Genomic DNA, 15,755 nt, shown 5'->3' with positions numbered 1-15,755 from the left:
TTTCTGCCGATATTCGCACAATCATCAACTCCGATCTACCGCACGCAATATCGAAAATCTTCTGTTGATTTTATAAAATAGTCGGATAATTTTGGATAAAGACGCACGTTGAGGTATGGGCCGTGAAAAATCGAACACCGAAGGCGATCAGGATAGAAACATTCCTGGTGGGAAGGCCCTGGAACAATCTTCTGATTGTCAGAATCACGGCGGACAACGGCCTGACCGGCCTTGGTGAAGGCACCATGCAATGGCAGGCGAAAACCGTCGAAACGGCGGTGGTCACTCTCTTCCGCCGCTACGTCATTGGCAATTCTGTTTTCGAGATCGAGCGTCTCGTCCAGGCGATGTATCGCAACGAATATGCTCGCGGGGGACCTGTTCTGAACAGTGCCATCGCAGCTATTGAAATGGCCCTGTGGGACATCTGCGGAAAGCATTTGGGGCGGCCGGTCCACGATCTGCTTGGCGGAAGGGTGCGCGACTCGATGCCGGCATACGCCAACGGATGGACGGGAGCGGGAAAGGATCCTGACGACCTACACGGCGCAGCCCGCGAAGTTGTCGCCCAGGGGTTTACAGCACTTAAATTCGATCCCTTCTGGGCCCTCGGCCGAGATCCCGCGACGGCGGATATCCGACGTGGCATGGAGAAGGTCGCGGTTGTACGTGACGCTGTTGGTCCGGACGTAGATATCCTCGTCGACGGGCACGGGCGCTTTAGCATCGGCACCGCAATCGACGTCGGTCGCAGGCTGGCGGACTACGATGTCTATTGGTTCGAAGAGCCTGTCGACCCCGAAAACGCCCAGGCACTTGCGAAGGTCGGCCGGTCCATACCCGTCCGTCTTGCCACCGGCGAACGATGCTATTCCCGTTACCACGTGCCGCAATTACTCGCGGCGTCCGAGGTTGCTATCCTACAGCCAGATCCAATCCAGGTCGGTGGGATACTCGAATCGCGCAAGATTGCGGCCATAGCAGATTCGGCATACGTCACTGTCTCTTTTCATTCCCCATTCGGGCCTGTCGCGACGGCCGCCGCGCTGCAGATCGACGCATGCACGACAAATGTTTGGAAGCAGGAATCGTTTAGCGCTTTCGATGTGCCCTGGCGACAGCAGCTGGTGAGAAATTGTCCGATGCCCAACGACGGGTCCTATGCGATCTCATCTGAACCGGGGCTAGGTGGGATCGAACTCAACGATGAAGTCGCACGCGAACATCCTTATCGGGAAGAGGGGCTCGAATCGATGTGGCAAGAGAATGGCGGCATGACCGCGTGGTTGGACACGTTGATGTGACGCAAAAAGCAGCTGCGAAAATCGGCTTCCGCCGTCGTAAGGAGGCAGAAGGGCGTTTCCGCGACGACCTTCGCGATCGAACAGCAATGCTGACGTTCTTGCAAGCTGTGGAGGAATAACGCTGGCGAGGAGGATCGCCGTTGGCCGCCTGTCGCAGTTCCGGGCCTTTGGAGAACACTGGAAAGGGGAGGAGTTTAAATGGAGAACGTCAACCTTGCGCCATCGCGATGGCTCAGAATCGCACCGGTCGTGTTCGTGGTCTACAGCGTCGCGATCGTGGATCGGGCCAATTATGGCTTTGGATCCGCCGCGGGCATGGCGAAGGACCTGGGTATTACGGATAACGCAAATTCGTTTCTGGGGGCTTTGTTTTTCCTAGGCAATTTCCTCTTTCAGATACCAGCCGCGCACTATGCCACGCGCTACAGCGCCAAAAAGCTGATCTTCTGGAGCATGGTTCTGTGGGGGCTACTTGCTGCTGGCACCGGCATCATCACCAATTTGTCGTTGTTGTTTGCCGATCGATTCCTGCTGGGCGTCGTTGAGAGTGCTGTTTTCCCAGGCACCCTGATTTTTTTGAGCCATTGGTTCACCAAAAAAGAGCGGTCACGCGCAAATAGCATCATGATCCTTGGCAATCCGATTACTCTTCTTTGGATGTCGATTTTATCGGGTTATCTCGTCGATCAATTCGGGTGGCGGGCGATGTTCGTGATCGAGGGTGTGCCAGCAGTTATTCTGGCGGCCGTTTGGCTCTATGCTGTCAACGATCATCCTGCCCAGGCGAGTTGGCTCTCACCCAAGGAGCGCGAGGATCTGGAGAATGCCTTTGCTGAAGAGCAAGGCGAAATCGAGCCGGTCCGCAACTACCGTGAAGCGCTTGCCAAGCCAACGGTGTGGGTCCTCGCCTTCCAGTACATGTTCTGGAGCGTCGGCGCGAACGGATTGGTCATTTGGTTGCCCGCCATTTTGAAAGGCGGTTCCAACTACGGCATGACCGAGATTGGTTGGCTTAGTTCCGTGCCTTATGTGCTTGGTGCAATCCTGATGTTCTCTGGCTCGACATGGTCAGACAAGGTCCAGAAACGGCGTCCCTTCATTTGGCCGTTTCAAATGTTGGCAGCAGCCGGTTTTCTTGTCTCCTATTTGTCTGGAATCTCGCATTTTTGGCTTGCCTATATTGCGATCGTTCTCTCGGCAGGAGCGCTCTATGTCCCGTATGGACCGTTCTTCGCCACTATTCCCGAAATCCTGCCTCGGAATGTCGCGGGAGGAGCGTTGGCACTGATCAACAGTGTCGGGATACTGGGCGCTTTTGTGGGCGCGTATTTCATCGGTTACCTCAACGCGATAACAGGGGGGCCTGATGCATCGTTCCTCCTTTTATCCGGATCGCTTCTCGTTGCCTCCTTGCTCGGTGTGATGACGAAAATCTTTGAAGCCGGCTGGCAGAGTGGCAATCGAGCGAGAGCATATTGATGCGCAATGAACAATGCCGAGTGTTTTTGGGAAGGCATTCTCCACGGCCCTTGCCATTCGGGACCCAATGCGCCGATCACCCCGAGCCGTCTAATCTTAAACCCTTCCAAGAGTAGATACCGATGAAAATTGCTAAGATTGAATGCTTCACCCCGAGGGTAGGCCACCGCAACCAGCTTCTCGTCAAGGTTACCGCTGAAAATGGCATCTATGGCTGGGGCGAATCCGGATTAACGGGTCGCGAGCATGCGGTTATCGGTGCGATCAGACACTACAGTGAATTTCTTCTGGGCCGCGACGTCAGGCGAGCTGGTGCGCTATGGCAGGAGATGTACCGCAGCCAGTATTTCGAAGGCGGACGCGTTTTGTCAGCGGCAATCGGCGCGCTGGATATCGCCTTCCACGATGTTCGCGCGAAGGCATTGGGTGTCCCGGTGTTCGACCTGCTGGGTGGAAAGCAGCGTGACCTTGTTCCCGCTTTCGCAACGGCGCCCGCCGATCCTGGTCCCGAAATGGTCGAGCAGGCCAAAATACTCATGAACGCCGGCTGGACCTGCATTCGGTTTGTGCCATGGGGACAACATTCGACGGACATCTTCGAGCCACGGGAATCAATCGCGCGCACAGCTCCGTGGATGGTCAAGGTGAGAGAGGAACTTGGGCCGGCAGCGGTATTGGGGATAGATTATCACCACCGACTGAGCGTTGCGGAAGCTGCATCCTTCTGTCAGAAAATGCCAAGCGGGACGCTGGACTTCATCGAGGAGCCGATACGGGATGAGACGCCGGAGGCCTATGAGGCATTGCGGCGAATGACGGATGTCCCCTTCGCGATTGGCGAAGAGTTTTCATCCAAATGGCAATTTCTTCCTTACATCGAGCGGGACATCCATCAATTCAATCGACTGGATATTTGCAACGTCGGAGGCTTCACCGAAGCGATGAAGGTCGCGGGATGGAGCGAAGCCCATTATGTCGACCTCATGCCGCACAATCCCCTTGGCCCAATCTGTACAGCTGCGACCGTCCATCTTGCTGCCGCTGTCTCAAATTTCTCCTGGCTCGAATGCCGCTCTTCGCCGGTCGAGCAGCTGGGATTCGACGCAACGGAGCTCTTTCCCGAACAGGTTCGTCTCGAGGGCAGCAATTATAAGGTTCCGGACCGCCCGGGGCTTGGCATTGAGGTCAATGAAGATGCCCTGAGAAAACTGGATTTTCAGTTTTTCGAGCCGCCGCACCTTCGGCGCCGGGATGGAAGCTTTACAAACTGGTAATCACAATAAACTTTGGGAGGAGGATATATGTCCATTTCGGCTACGCTCGCGGCCCCGAGCCGAACACGCTTTGTCATAACCGCGCTATTATTTCTGACGGGGGTCATTAATTATCTGGATCGGACGAATCTATCCATCACAGCCCCAAATCTTTCAGGGGAATTAAAGATTGATCCTGTGACCATGGGCTGGCTCTTTTCGGCTTTTGGCTGGACATACACGGCGATGCAAATTCCAGGGGGATGGATAGCGGACCGGGTTCATCCGAGAGTGGTCTACCCACTGACCATTTTGGTCTGGTCGATTGCGACGCTGAGCCTTGGTTTCGTCGCAGGCATCGTCAGTCTCTTTATTCTCCGGTTGCTCGTCGGCGTTTTCGAGGCTCCAAGCTACATCGTCAACAACAGGATCGTGACCACCTGGTTCCCGGAGCGGGAGCGCGCTAGCACGATTGGCATTTACATCTCAGCGCAATATGTCGGACTTGGGTTTCTGACACCTGTGCTAATTTGGATAGAAGCCGCCTATGGTTGGCGTTCCGTCTTCATCCTAACTGGTATTCTTGGCATCATAGCAGCCGTGCTCTGGGCTACGATCTACCGCGACCCACACCAATTCCGCGGAACGAATGACGCCGAGCTTGATCTGATTAAATCCGGCGGCGGCGTTCCAGAGCTAAGCTCCCGTCTTCAGTCCGAGCAGGCGGACCGAAAGACATTCTCGTGGACCGATCTGAAGATCGTTTTGAGCAAGAAGAAGCTTTGGGGAATTTATATTGGCCAATTTAGCTACCTTGCTTCAGCCAATTTTTTCCTGACGTGGTTTCCCACCTATTTGGTTCAATACCGACACCTCGATTTCATCAAAGCGGGTTTCTACGCTTCGGTGCCATTTCTCGCTGGATTTGCAGGCGTTCTTGTTTCAGGATTCCTTTCTGATGCGCTCTTGCGTGGCGGCTTTACCCTCAGTTCTTCTCGCAAAATCCCAGTTCTTACCGGAATTGCTCTTTCGGTTCTGATCGTCGGCGCGCAGTTCGTCGAGAGCCCAGCTCTGATCATTCTTTTTCTAGCAGTGGCTTTTTTTGGTACCGGAATGGCCTCGATCACCTGGTCATACGTGTCAGCTCTCGCACCGGAGCGGTTAATCGGATTGACTGGCGGGGTCTTCAATCTGTTCGGGGGCCTTTCGAGTATCGTTATTCCGATCGCGATCGGCTATCTGGTTCAGGGCGGCAGCTTTGCGCCGGCATTGGCACTTTGTTCGATTCTGGCGATCATTGCGGCATTGTCCTACATTTTCCTTGTGGGACGCATGGACAGGGTTGTCGAGTAAGCTCGGCGGGCGGCAATCAGGTTTTTAACGAAAGTCCGTGATCCAGCTACAGGCGCGGTCCCCGATAATGAAGCCAGATACCTGCTATCGGACGCGGAGCGTTCAACAAGGCGCTTAAGGCGATCTTGAATGGCCGTCGGAGGCGATGAGGAGCCAGGTTGCAATAAAAGGTCAGTCATCGATCCGTGGCAACATCTGAGCCTGCTGCCGGAAAACCTCGTCGCCGATTTGGCCTGACAGGACCAACCGCTGATGTCACACGGGGGCGGTAACCCGACCTCCGTGCCATAGCGTGTTGGTAGCAATTTAGCCGTGGGCTGGATCGCGCGATGGGATGGTCCTCGCAGCCAAGATTGTGCGCCTACAAGTCTGTGCAACTAGTGGCGAGCGTTGCGTCAGCGCGGGTGCGGCATGGCAACTGCAACTGTTCACCGAGCGGGGCTAGGCCAAGTCCGTTGCCGAACAAGGCCTCTTCGAGGTGGTCGCGGGTGCACGACGCAAGCTTGGCCGGCGGGCTGACGCTCGACGGCCGCAAAACCGGTCCGGCCATTGGCACAGCCGCGTTCTCGATGGCGCGAGAGAGACCGGCATCACTATGAGGCCTTCGCATCAGTGATCAAAAGTGTTGGAGCCTCCTCTCCACGATCCGGGCAAGCAAGCTTGCGCCGATAGGCAGAATGCCGTCATCGAGCATGAAGCCCGGATTGTGTACGGGAACCTCGCCGGCGTGGCCGATGGTGCAGTAGACGCCCGGAACAGCGTGAAGCATGTCAGCAAAGTCTTCGCTGCCCATGACGGGCTTCGTTTTCAGATACACTTGACTGTCTCCCACGACATCGCGCGCGGCTTCCATATAGGCCTCAACAAGGCTTTCCGTGTTTATCAACACATCGAAGACATTCCGAATATCGACCTCGATTTCGACCTCGAACGATGCCGCGAGACCTTCTGCGATCGATCGAATGCGGCTGCGGATGAGTTCATTCACCGCGTTGTCCAGAAATCGCACGGTGCCAGAAACTACCGCTTCTTCCGGTACCACATTATAGGCGCTTCCCGAGTGGATCTGAGTGACCGATACGACAGCCTGCTTGAGCGGGCTGATATTGCGACTGACCACCGTCTGCAGCGCCTGAACCAGAGCCGTAGCGACGATGATCGGATCGCGCGAGTGCTCGGGCATGGCGCCATGGCTGCCGCGACCGCGAATGCGTAAATCGAAGAAATCCGCGCCGGCCATCGCCGGGCCTGGTTTGATACCAACGCGATAGGGGTCATCATTCGGCGCATTGTGCAGGCCATAGATTTCATCACAGGGAAAACGCTCGAACAAGCCATCGGCGAGCATGGCACGAGCTCCACCACACCCCTCCTCGCCTGGCTGGAAAATAAAAATCGCGGTACCAGCGAAATTGCGTGTTTCCGCGAGGTAGCGTGCAGCACCAAGCAGCATCGTCGTGTGGCCGTCATGCCCGCATCCATGGAACCGACCCGGGTATCTCGACGCATAGGCGAGGTTGGTGCGTTCCTCCATCGGCAGGGCGTCCATGTCGGCCCGCAGGCCAATGCGGCGACCGCCGCCGAGATCGCCCTTCAGGATGCCGACCACACCGGTCTTGCCGATGCCACGATGCACTTCGATACCCCATTCTTCAAGCCGTTTGGCAACGATCCCGGAGGTACGCACTTCTTCAAAGCCGATTTCCGGATGTTGGTGGATATCACGGCGGATAGCAGTCAGGTCTTCGGCGTAAGCGCCGATGCGTTCGATGACGGGCATGTGGGAAACCTCGGTAAGCAAAAAATGTATTGATCTTGCGCAGTCGGTGCCAGCCGATGGACGGCACCGATGCGACCACTAGGGACAAGGAGGGTTGTTCAGAGCGACCCGGAGCTTATTTCGGCCCGGAGGGAAGACCCGCGTAGGAAATCGCCAAACGAGCCGGATCGGGGGACCAATCACTGCCGCCCAAGAGCAGGCGTTCTGGCTTTCCACTGACGTCGAAGCTGCGCCGGACGGGCTCGCCGTGGCTTGCGAAGCCATTCGCAAGGACGATCTTTCCTTCGTTTGAATTTAATATTTCCAGTTCGGCCTCATCCGTGAACGGCTTCAGTCCTCCAGGATTGCCGACGAAGACCTTGTCGCCCATTGGCACAAGGTCTATGGCCGTCCACAGCGTCCACCAACGGCTGGCCCAGTCGGCAACCCTTTCGGTAGGGGAGCCGTGGATGCTGAAACGGTCCATGATGGATACGATGCCTTCCAGCCAGGCATTGGCGGGTCCGTCGACTGAATTCGTAACCACCGATAAGGTGACGCCCCATTGAGGTATAGTGGCCGTCCGACTGATGAAGCCCGGGAACGACCCCCCGTGGCCAATGAGCGCCTGGCCTCCCGCATCCATCAGCATCGTACCGAGGCCGTAGTAGCGCGGCTCGGAACTGTGTGGCACCTGCCAATGGCGGCGACCCATTTCGCGCCTGCTTGCTTTCGAAAGCAGGCTTGTCTCCGCGGCCGGATCAAGGCTTGAAAAGAAACGGGCAAGATCGGCAGCAGTGCTTACGAAACCGGTTGCAGCGGCCAGCGCAAAGGTTGGTTGATGCCCGTCGATCGCACCGCGGCCAAACGGCGGGCGACCACTATGACCAAAGGCAAGTGGCGTCCCATCTGCTAGAGGCATATCAGGCGTGGTGTGTTTAAGGCCTGACGCTATAACGACCTCGCGCATGATCCAATCGATGTAGGCTTCGTCGGTGATTGCCTCGATAAGGAAACCCAGGAGGCCAAAACCGAGATTGGAATATTTGAAGCGAGTGTTGGCGTCGATCGTCAGCGGGAGTGCCAGTTCCTCCCGTAGGGCTGCGGCGTCGAAGAACGGCGCAGTCACCTGCCAATGGGACGATAGGCGTCCGTCGCGCATGATGCCGCCGGAATGGGAAAGCAGCTGGCTTATTGTCGTGTCCGCAACCGACGGATCGAGATCCTTGATATAGAGGCCTATGCGATCGTCCAGATGTAGACGGCCGGCCTCCTGCAGCATCATGATGCCGACAGCGGTAAAGGTCTTGGAGTGAGAGGCGACACGGAAACGATGCTCTGTTCCTAGCGCTTCGCCGGTCCTTAGATCAGCCACGCCAAAAGCTTTGTCGAAGATGACTTCGCCCTTCTTTGCCACCGCGACCGCGCAGCCAGGCTGCTCCGTCTGCTGCATTTGAAAGTCAATCCACCTGCCTGCGTAGGCGAGGGCGGCATCGAGCCATTCTGTCATGGGGTTACTCCCTGTCTTTCTGTGTTTCATTTCTTGGATGCTTCGATGGCTGCTGGTACTGCGCTCATCGCTGTTTCTCCAGTCGCCCAGCAGGCGACCCTGTGCCCACCTTCCCCCATAGCCATAGGCGGTTCGGCCTCCACGCAACGGGCGAAGGCCAGTGGGCAGCGGGTGCGGAAACGGCAACCGGTCGGAAGATGGGCCGGATCCGGTGGGTCGGCGAGGCGCAGTACGGGATCGTCGCGGCGGCCAATATCGATCGAAGGGACAGCAGCCAGAAGCGCGCGCGTATAGGGGTGACGCGGATCGGAGAACAACTGGCGAGTGGGGGCAATCTCGACGATTCGACCGTAGTACATGACGGCGACTCGGTCGGCGATATACTCGACAACCGCAAGATTATGAGACACGAACAAAAGCGCCAGCTGGAATTCGGCTTTCAGATCGCTGAGGAGATTGAGGATCTGTGCCTGTACCGATACGTCGAGCGCAGAGACCGGTTCGTCACAAACAATCAGGCTGGGCTTGAGGATAAGGGCGCGGGCAATCCCGATGCGTTGCAATTGACCGCCTGAAAGCTCATGGGGATAGCGAAAGCGATGCTCCGGCCGAAGACCCACCTTACGGAAGATGTCAGCGACCGCATCGTCCCGTTCGAAGGGGTCGAGCATTTCCTGGATATCCAGTGCCATGCGCACGGAGGAGCCGACCGTGCGGCGCGGATCAAAACAGCTGCGCGGGTTCTGGAAGATCAGCTGGGCAAAGCGCCGTTGCTGCTTCAATTCCTCGGGCCGAAGTGCGAAGAGATCCTGATTTCGAAACAGTACCTGGCCTTCACTTGGTTTCTGGAGCGCGATGACCGTGCGACCGAGCGTGCTCTTGCCGCAACCGGATTCACCAACGAGGCCCAGCGTCTCGCCGCGGTCGAGTGTCAGGCTGATGCCATCGACGGCGTTGACATGGCCGGCGATACCACCGAACAGACCCTTGCGCACGGGATAGCGGACATGGAGCCCGTCGACCCTAAGAAGCGGAGGGATACTCATACGCGGTCCTCCACTACGGTCGCGATGGGAAGGGCCTCCTCCGCCTGAGGCAGCGCCCAGCAACGGGCAGAATGGCGCTCGCCAATCAATGTGAAGGGAGGCGGAGCGGTCACGCATGCATCAAGTTCGAGTTTTGCGCGCCGTTCGCAGCGTGGGGCGAAGGCGCAGCCGGGCATGGGACGGCTCAAGTCAGGAATGCTGCCGGGAATGTCTTTGAGCCTCTGGCCAGCAAGCTGGCCGAGCCGCGGGGCAGCATCGAGAAGACCACGCGCATAGGGGTGCTCAGGCCTGGTCAGCATCACGGACACGGGACCTTCTTCTACGATCCGACCGGCATACATGACGGCGACACGATCGGCGAGACGAGCAACGACGCCCAGATCATGTGTGACGAGCAGCAACGACGTCCCGAAATCGCGGCAGCTGTCACGCAGGAGTTCAAGAATCTGCGCCTGGATCGTCACATCCAACGCCGTGGTCGGCTCATCTGCTATCAGGAGCCTGGGCCTCAGCGCCAGGGCGATAGCGATCATGACGCGCTGCGCCTGTCCGCCAGATAGTTGATGCGGATAGGCAAGAGCCTTTTCTTCAGGCGCCGGGATGCCGACGGAACGAAGGAGTGTCACGGCCTTATCCCATGCGGCTTTGCGACTAATTCTCTCCTGTTGTCGAAGCGGCTCGGCCACCTGCCAGCCAATGCGGCGAACCGGGTTGAGGCTACCTTGCGGCTGTTGGAAGATCATCCCGATATCGCGGCCGCGCCATGTTGAGAGCTCGCGTTTCGACATCGTCAGAACATCTCTGCCAGCGAAGAAGACTTGCCCCTGTGTAATTCGGCCCGGAGACTGGATGAGCCGGAGGATCGAAAGCGCAAGCACGGATTTCCCGGAACCTGACTCTCCGACCAAACCGATGATCTCGCCGGCCGCTATCGTCAGGTCGACACTCTGGACGGCCTTGATCGCACCTCGAGCTGAAGTGAATTGGGTTTGCAGTCCTCTGATAGTGAGCAGGGGAGGCGAGGTAGTTTGCAATTGATGTTGCTCCATGCGTCAATTCCTCGGATCAAGCACGTCGCGCAACCCGTTGCCCAGAATGTTCATCCCAAAAATGGAAACGAACAGAGCCAGACCGGGAGCTGCAACTGCCCACCAAGCAGAGAACAGATAGGTTCGCGAATTGACGAGCATCGCCCCCCATTCGGGCGCCGGTGGCTGGGTGCCGAGTCCTGCAAACGAGAGTGCCGATGCGATGAGCGCCGACAGTGGCGTTGCAAATGCGAAATAGACGATCAGTGGCGACAATACGTTCGGCAGGACGGTGCCGAACAGGATCTCCATCTCGTTTGCGCCCAGCGCGCGGACGCTGGTCACATAATCTTCGCGCTTGACCGTCAGCACGGTACTGCGCACGAGACGAGCATATCCTGGGATACCGGCTATGCCGACCGCTACCATGCCGGTCCATAGACTAGGCCCGAGGATAGCGACTACGACCAGGACCATGAGGATATATGGAAAGGCGAGCAATATATCGATCGTGCGCATGATGATACCGTCGGTCATCGGCGAGCCTGCTCCGGCAAGGAGGCCGAGGAATGTGCCAGCCGTTGCCGAAATCGATGACGTCACCGCGCAAATCAGTAGAAAATACCGTGTTCCATAGATGATGCGGCTGAGCAGGTCGCGCCCGACCTCGTCAGTGCCGATCCAATGGTCGAAACTTGGCGGCTTCAGGCGATGGACAGGATCGATCTTGAAGGGATCATGGGGGGCGATCCACGGAGCGAAGATCGCAAGCAGTGCGACAAGCAAGACGATCGAGCCGCCGACAACCGTCGCCCGGCTGTGGAGAAGACGACCTGTGATTATGCGCCAGCGCGGAACAACCACAACCAAGGGCTCTTCGAAGGAGAGGGCCGTCATGACACAAGCTCCACACGCGGATCGAGCCAGGCATAGAGAATGTCTGCCACAAGGTTGATGATGAGATAGGTCGCGGCACTGATCAGGATGATCGCCTGCGTCAGAGCGAAATCCCTCCACTGGATGGCGTTGACCGCCAGTTCTCCTATGCCGTGCCAGGAGAAAATCGTTTCCACGATGAAGGCGCCGCCGAGCAGATTACCGATTTGCAAGCCGACGACCGTCAACACGACAATAAGCGCATTCGGCAGCGCATGACGGAAAATCAGTGCCATTTCGCTTTGACCGCGCGCCCGCGCCGCCTGAATGTAATCGCGTCGCAAGACGTCGATCATACTGCTGCGCGCCACCTGAGAAAGGGGGGCCGCCTCAATGATGCCAAGCGCGAAGGCCGGAAGCAGAATAGCGATCGGTCCGTGCGGAACTACGGGCAACACCCTCAGCCATACCGAAAAGATAAGAATCAACAGCAGACCGAAGAAGAATGCCGGCATCGAGATGCCAAACAAGCCGATCGTCGTCGCTGTCACATCCAACCAGGTGTTGCGGCGGGCGGCCGCAAGGATACCCGTCGTAAGACCAAGGATGAGTGCAATCGCCAGCGCAAATCCGGTAAGCAGGATCGTGTTGACATAGCGATACCCGATCTCGTCGATCACTGGTCGGCGCAATCGGATCGACTGGCCGAGATCGCCGTGCAACAGATCCTTCACGTAGAAGAAGAATTGCTGGTACCAGGGCAAATCCAGGTGATACTTCGCTCTGAGCGTTGCGATGGCCTGTGCAGCGTCCTTTCCGGATAATTGGCCCTGATACATGGCGGTGACGGCGTCCGTCGGGATCAGGGCCTTCATCAGGAAGGTGATCAGCAAAATCGCGGTGATCACCGGGACCAGCAGCAGCAGACGTTTGAGAACGTACTGCATCATGGCTGACTATCCTGCGATCTGGAGATCGGATGCATAGAGCCGTCCAAGGAAATCGAGGCGATAGCCTTGAAGCTCGCTGCGCACGACGGTGATCGGCCAGTCCGTCAGAAGCGGGATGATCAGGCGATCCTCCAGAATGGCCTTTTGCGCATCGCTGACGAACTGCATGCGTTTGACGGGATCGAGTGCGGTGTCGGACGCATCTAATGCATTGTCGATTGCGGCATTGGCCGGCAGCAACTGTCTGTGTCCTGGAGAGCGGAACAGCTGGGACATGACGTTGGGATCTGACCAGGTCCAGCGATTGAGGTCCATGTCCCAATCCGGTTTGAGAAGCCCGGGATAGAATGTTCCCCAATCTGCGGTGCCGACATCGACCTGAATACCGACATCGGCGAGATTTGCCTGGATGACAGCCAGTGCCCGTTCAGTGGTGCTGTCGGCATAGCTGCGCACGGTGAACTTGGCAATCGCGCCTCCCTTTGCCCGGATCCCACCATTTTCCTTCCAACCGGCAGCATCGAGAAGCTCCTTGGCCTTTTCGGCGTCGTAAGGCGTCCCGTATTTCTGCGCGACGACGTCATCGTAGCCGGGAATACCTCTCGACAGGGGCCCCAGAGCAACCTTGCCGTTGCCGCCGAACGCAGCGGCCAGGACCGCCTGACGGTCGATCGCATAGCTGATTGCTTCCCGGACGGCCTTGTCGTCGAATGGAGGCTTCTTGTAGTCGAACTCCATGAACATCAGGTTCTTGGCGTTCTGATCGTTGATGATGTGATATTGAGAATCGCTTTGAAGGGGCTGCACGGCATCCGCCGTCAGCTGCCCGGCCTGCAGTTCACCGGTCTGCAGCGCGGAGGCGACGACGCCTTCCTCAGCCAGCACGTTCAATATGACACGGTCCAGATAGGCCGGGCCCTGGTTCTTGGCATCGGGACGATATTGCTTGAAGTCAGGGTACCGAACGAGTTCGATGCTGGTCCCAGGCACCCAATTGCTGAACATGAACGGTCCCGTGCCGACGGGATGACGCGCGTAGGCCGATCCAGCCGCCTTGACGGCCGCCGGAGAATTGAAGCCGAAGTAGGACATGCCAAGCAAATTGACGAACGGCGCGAAAGGCCTTGAGAAGGAGAAGACGACGGTCATGTCGTCGGGGGTCTCCACGCTTTCAAGCGCGCTGATCATTGCCTTTGATGGTGAAGCACTGTTCGGATCGAGGACGGTGTCGAAGTGGAATTTGACCGCCGCGGCGTTGAAGGGTGTGCCGTCGTGAAATGTCTTTCCGCTTTTGAGCTTGAAGGTGATGACCTTTCCATCCGCACTCGGCTCCCAGGATTGCGCAAGCCACGGCTGAGCTTGCCCCTTCTCATCGAGATACACGAGTGATTCAAGCAGGTAGTTTCCGAGAACATCGCTCACGACCAGCGAGATGCTCTGCACATTATAAAGGCCCTCCGGATCGATCGGCAGGCGTAGGCGGCCTACTTTTTCATCTTTTGCAAAGGAGCGGCCCGAATTGGCCAGCGCAAGCGCGGCGAGCGCCGTTGCTGATGCAAGCGTGAATTGACGACGGTTCAGCATGGAAGTTCCCCTTTTTTATTGAGGGAATGTTTTTCCGCAACGCTCTTCGTTCGAAAAGAGCACCACGCCCTCTAATCCGAATGATTACTCGGATTTGTGCGCACTGCAAGAAAATATTTTTGCGGTGCAAATTTCTTGCCAAAATGGCATTACGACCGATTAGAAGAGTTCACAGCACGGAGAGACCAGCGTGGGGGATAAGCGCACTCCTGTTCAGGTGCGATCGCGCAAGATCAAGGCGACGATTATGGAAGCAGCGCATGAGGTGATGCGCGAGCGGGGCATCCGCGCGATCACCACCAATGCGATCGCGGAACGGGCCGGCATCAAAGTCGGCTCCATCTATGACTATTTTCCAAACAAAGAGGCAGTCATCGCCGAGATCTATGAGGAAAAACTGACCCAGGTGCGCAGCTTTCTGGAAGCCGGATCCGAGAGAATCGAACGCGAGAATTGGCGCAACCAGCTTGGCGAACTGTTGCGCGAGACCTGGACGTATCAACTGGGAATCGGGCTTGACCGCACGATCGTTGACGCCTCGTATTATTATGAGGACCTGTTGCGTATCGCCCGCGCCCATTCGCAGCTTTTCGCCACGAATTACGTTCGACTTCTCAAGCGCCTTGGGTCGTCATGGTCGGACGACCAGCTCTTTGATCTCGGCATAAGTCTTTATACGTTGGTCAATGCCACCTGGAGCTACTGGCGGCTGACCGAAACGCAGCGCGATATCGCCATCGAGCGGCAAGTCCTATTGACCATCACGCTTATGGAGCCGGCAGTTGGAGGCCGGCTGTAGACCTGTGCAGCGTTAGTTTGCCTGGCGGCAACCAGCGCGCATCGCTCTCGACCAATCAATAAAGCGTCCTCTCGTACTCTCTTTCGAGATCATCATCAATTTTGAGCATCTCATTCTGGTCGCTGGGCGCGCCGGTTGTTTCGTCCAAAATGATCTTCATGAGTGACGGCATATCGGTGCGATCCTGGAAGCGGTCGGGGCTCCACAGGCGAGAGCGCCGAAATGCCTTGGCGCAATGCATGAAGACCTCACGCACTTCCACCACAATGGCGAGCTTGGGCGCGCGATCATTTGCAATCATGCTCTTTAAAAGCTCAGGGTCATTCATCAGCGTCGCGCGTCCGTTCACGCGCAATGTCTCGTCGAATCCTGGAATGATAAACAATAATCCAACGTTAGGATTGGCGAGAATATTGACCAGCGTGTCGAGGCGATTATTGCCGGGACGGTCGGGTATTGCCAGCGTCCGCTCATCGAGAATTTTGACAAAGCCAACAGGGTCGCCGCGCGGACTGACATCAGCTTTTCCGTCCAGATTCTGTGTGCCGATGCACACGAACGGCGATCGCCCGATAAACTCTTTCGCATGATTGCCAAGCCTGTCCTGACACTTTTGTATCGCCAGAGCGTGTGTGGCGTCAAACAGACTTCGAAGAGATTGTTCATCTGTTATGGCGAATTCTGGATTGGGCTTGAACCCCTTGATAATATTGCCATTCGACGTTGTGTTGTTGTCCACGCGGTCCATCTGTCTGATCCTGTTTGAATATCAGCCCATTGCGGTCTCCTGCCTCGTTCCGGCGCCGCGATTAAC

The 15,755-nt window shown here is 57.1% G+C and carries 13 protein-coding genes; 5 read left to right on the top strand and 8 right to left on the bottom strand.

The window, feature by feature from the left end; translation table 11 throughout:
* Positions 1–122: 122 nt before the first annotated feature.
* The 4 genes from DTW90_RS27245 to DTW90_RS27230 all read left to right on the top strand — a co-directional run bounded on the left by DTW90_RS27245 (position 123) and on the right by DTW90_RS27230 (position 5,389).
* Positions 123–1,304, top strand: a complete 1,182-nt coding sequence (locus DTW90_RS27245) for a mandelate racemase/muconate lactonizing enzyme family protein (protein WP_188080070.1) — start codon at positions 123–125, stop codon at positions 1,302–1,304.
* Between the two features lie 198 nt (positions 1,305–1,502).
* Positions 1,503–2,783: an MFS transporter gene (locus tag DTW90_RS27240; protein WP_149342424.1), complete on the top strand. Its 1,281-nt coding sequence runs from the start codon at positions 1,503–1,505 to the stop codon at positions 2,781–2,783.
* A 122-nt stretch (positions 2,784–2,905) separates the two neighbouring features.
* Complete coding sequence (locus DTW90_RS27235; RefSeq protein ID WP_149342422.1) at positions 2,906–4,057, top strand: mandelate racemase/muconate lactonizing enzyme family protein; 1,152 nt, start codon at positions 2,906–2,908, stop codon at positions 4,055–4,057.
* Between the two features lie 27 nt (positions 4,058–4,084).
* Positions 4,085–5,389: an MFS transporter gene (locus tag DTW90_RS27230; protein ID WP_149342420.1), complete on the top strand. Its 1,305-nt coding sequence runs from the start codon at positions 4,085–4,087 to the stop codon at positions 5,387–5,389.
* A 616-nt stretch (positions 5,390–6,005) separates the two neighbouring features.
* Here DTW90_RS27230 and DTW90_RS27225 read toward each other — a convergent pair.
* The 7 genes from DTW90_RS27225 to DTW90_RS27195 form a co-directional block, all read right to left on the bottom strand.
* Positions 6,006–7,169, bottom strand: coding sequence for a M20 aminoacylase family protein (locus DTW90_RS27225; RefSeq protein ID WP_149342418.1), 1,164 nt, complete (start codon positions 7,167–7,169; stop codon positions 6,006–6,008).
* A 115-nt stretch (positions 7,170–7,284) separates the two neighbouring features.
* On the bottom strand, positions 7,285–8,658 hold the full coding sequence (locus DTW90_RS27220) for a serine hydrolase domain-containing protein (RefSeq protein ID WP_188080069.1): 1,374 nt from the start codon (positions 8,656–8,658) through the stop codon (positions 7,285–7,287).
* A 26-nt stretch (positions 8,659–8,684) separates the two neighbouring features.
* The gene (locus DTW90_RS27215; protein WP_149342414.1) at positions 8,685–9,704 is read right to left on the bottom strand and encodes an oligopeptide/dipeptide ABC transporter ATP-binding protein; all 1,020 of its coding nucleotides are present in this window, start codon (positions 9,702–9,704) and stop codon (positions 8,685–8,687) included.
* Positions 9,701–10,753, bottom strand: a complete 1,053-nt coding sequence (locus DTW90_RS27210) for an ABC transporter ATP-binding protein (protein ID WP_149342412.1) — start codon at positions 10,751–10,753, stop codon at positions 9,701–9,703. Before DTW90_RS27210 ends, DTW90_RS27215 begins: the two co-directional genes overlap by 4 nt.
* A 3-nt stretch (positions 10,754–10,756) precedes the next feature.
* Positions 10,757–11,629 (bottom strand): ABC transporter permease, encoded by an 873-nt coding sequence (locus DTW90_RS27205; RefSeq protein WP_149342410.1) that lies wholly within the window; start codon positions 11,627–11,629, stop codon positions 10,757–10,759.
* A complete protein-coding gene (locus tag DTW90_RS27200) occupies positions 11,626–12,558 on the bottom strand; it encodes an ABC transporter permease (RefSeq protein ID WP_149342408.1) in 933 nt (310 codons plus the stop codon). Before DTW90_RS27200 ends, DTW90_RS27205 begins: the two co-directional genes overlap by 4 nt.
* A gap of 6 nt (positions 12,559–12,564) precedes the next feature.
* On the bottom strand, positions 12,565–14,142 hold the full coding sequence (locus tag DTW90_RS27195; protein ID WP_149342407.1) for an ABC transporter substrate-binding protein: 1,578 nt from the start codon (positions 14,140–14,142) through the stop codon (positions 12,565–12,567).
* A gap of 190 nt (positions 14,143–14,332) precedes the next feature.
* Between DTW90_RS27195 and DTW90_RS27190 the strand changes: the two genes are divergently transcribed.
* The gene (locus DTW90_RS27190; RefSeq protein WP_246665063.1) at positions 14,333–14,941 is read left to right on the top strand and encodes a TetR/AcrR family transcriptional regulator; all 609 of its coding nucleotides are present in this window, start codon (positions 14,333–14,335) and stop codon (positions 14,939–14,941) included.
* Between the two features lie 55 nt (positions 14,942–14,996).
* Here the strand turns inward: DTW90_RS27190 and DTW90_RS27185 are convergent, their stop codons facing one another.
* Positions 14,997–15,647, bottom strand: coding sequence for a pyridoxamine 5'-phosphate oxidase family protein (locus DTW90_RS27185; protein WP_188080079.1), 651 nt, complete (start codon positions 15,645–15,647; stop codon positions 14,997–14,999).
* Between the last annotated feature and the right edge of the window lie 108 nt (positions 15,648–15,755).

The sequence above is a fragment of the Neorhizobium sp. P12A genome, from assembly GCF_008365395.1.
Taxonomy (GTDB): domain Bacteria; phylum Pseudomonadota; class Alphaproteobacteria; order Rhizobiales; family Rhizobiaceae; genus Rhizobium.
Note: the sequence above shows the minus strand (reverse complement) of the source record. Positions and strands in the feature narration are given on the sequence as shown.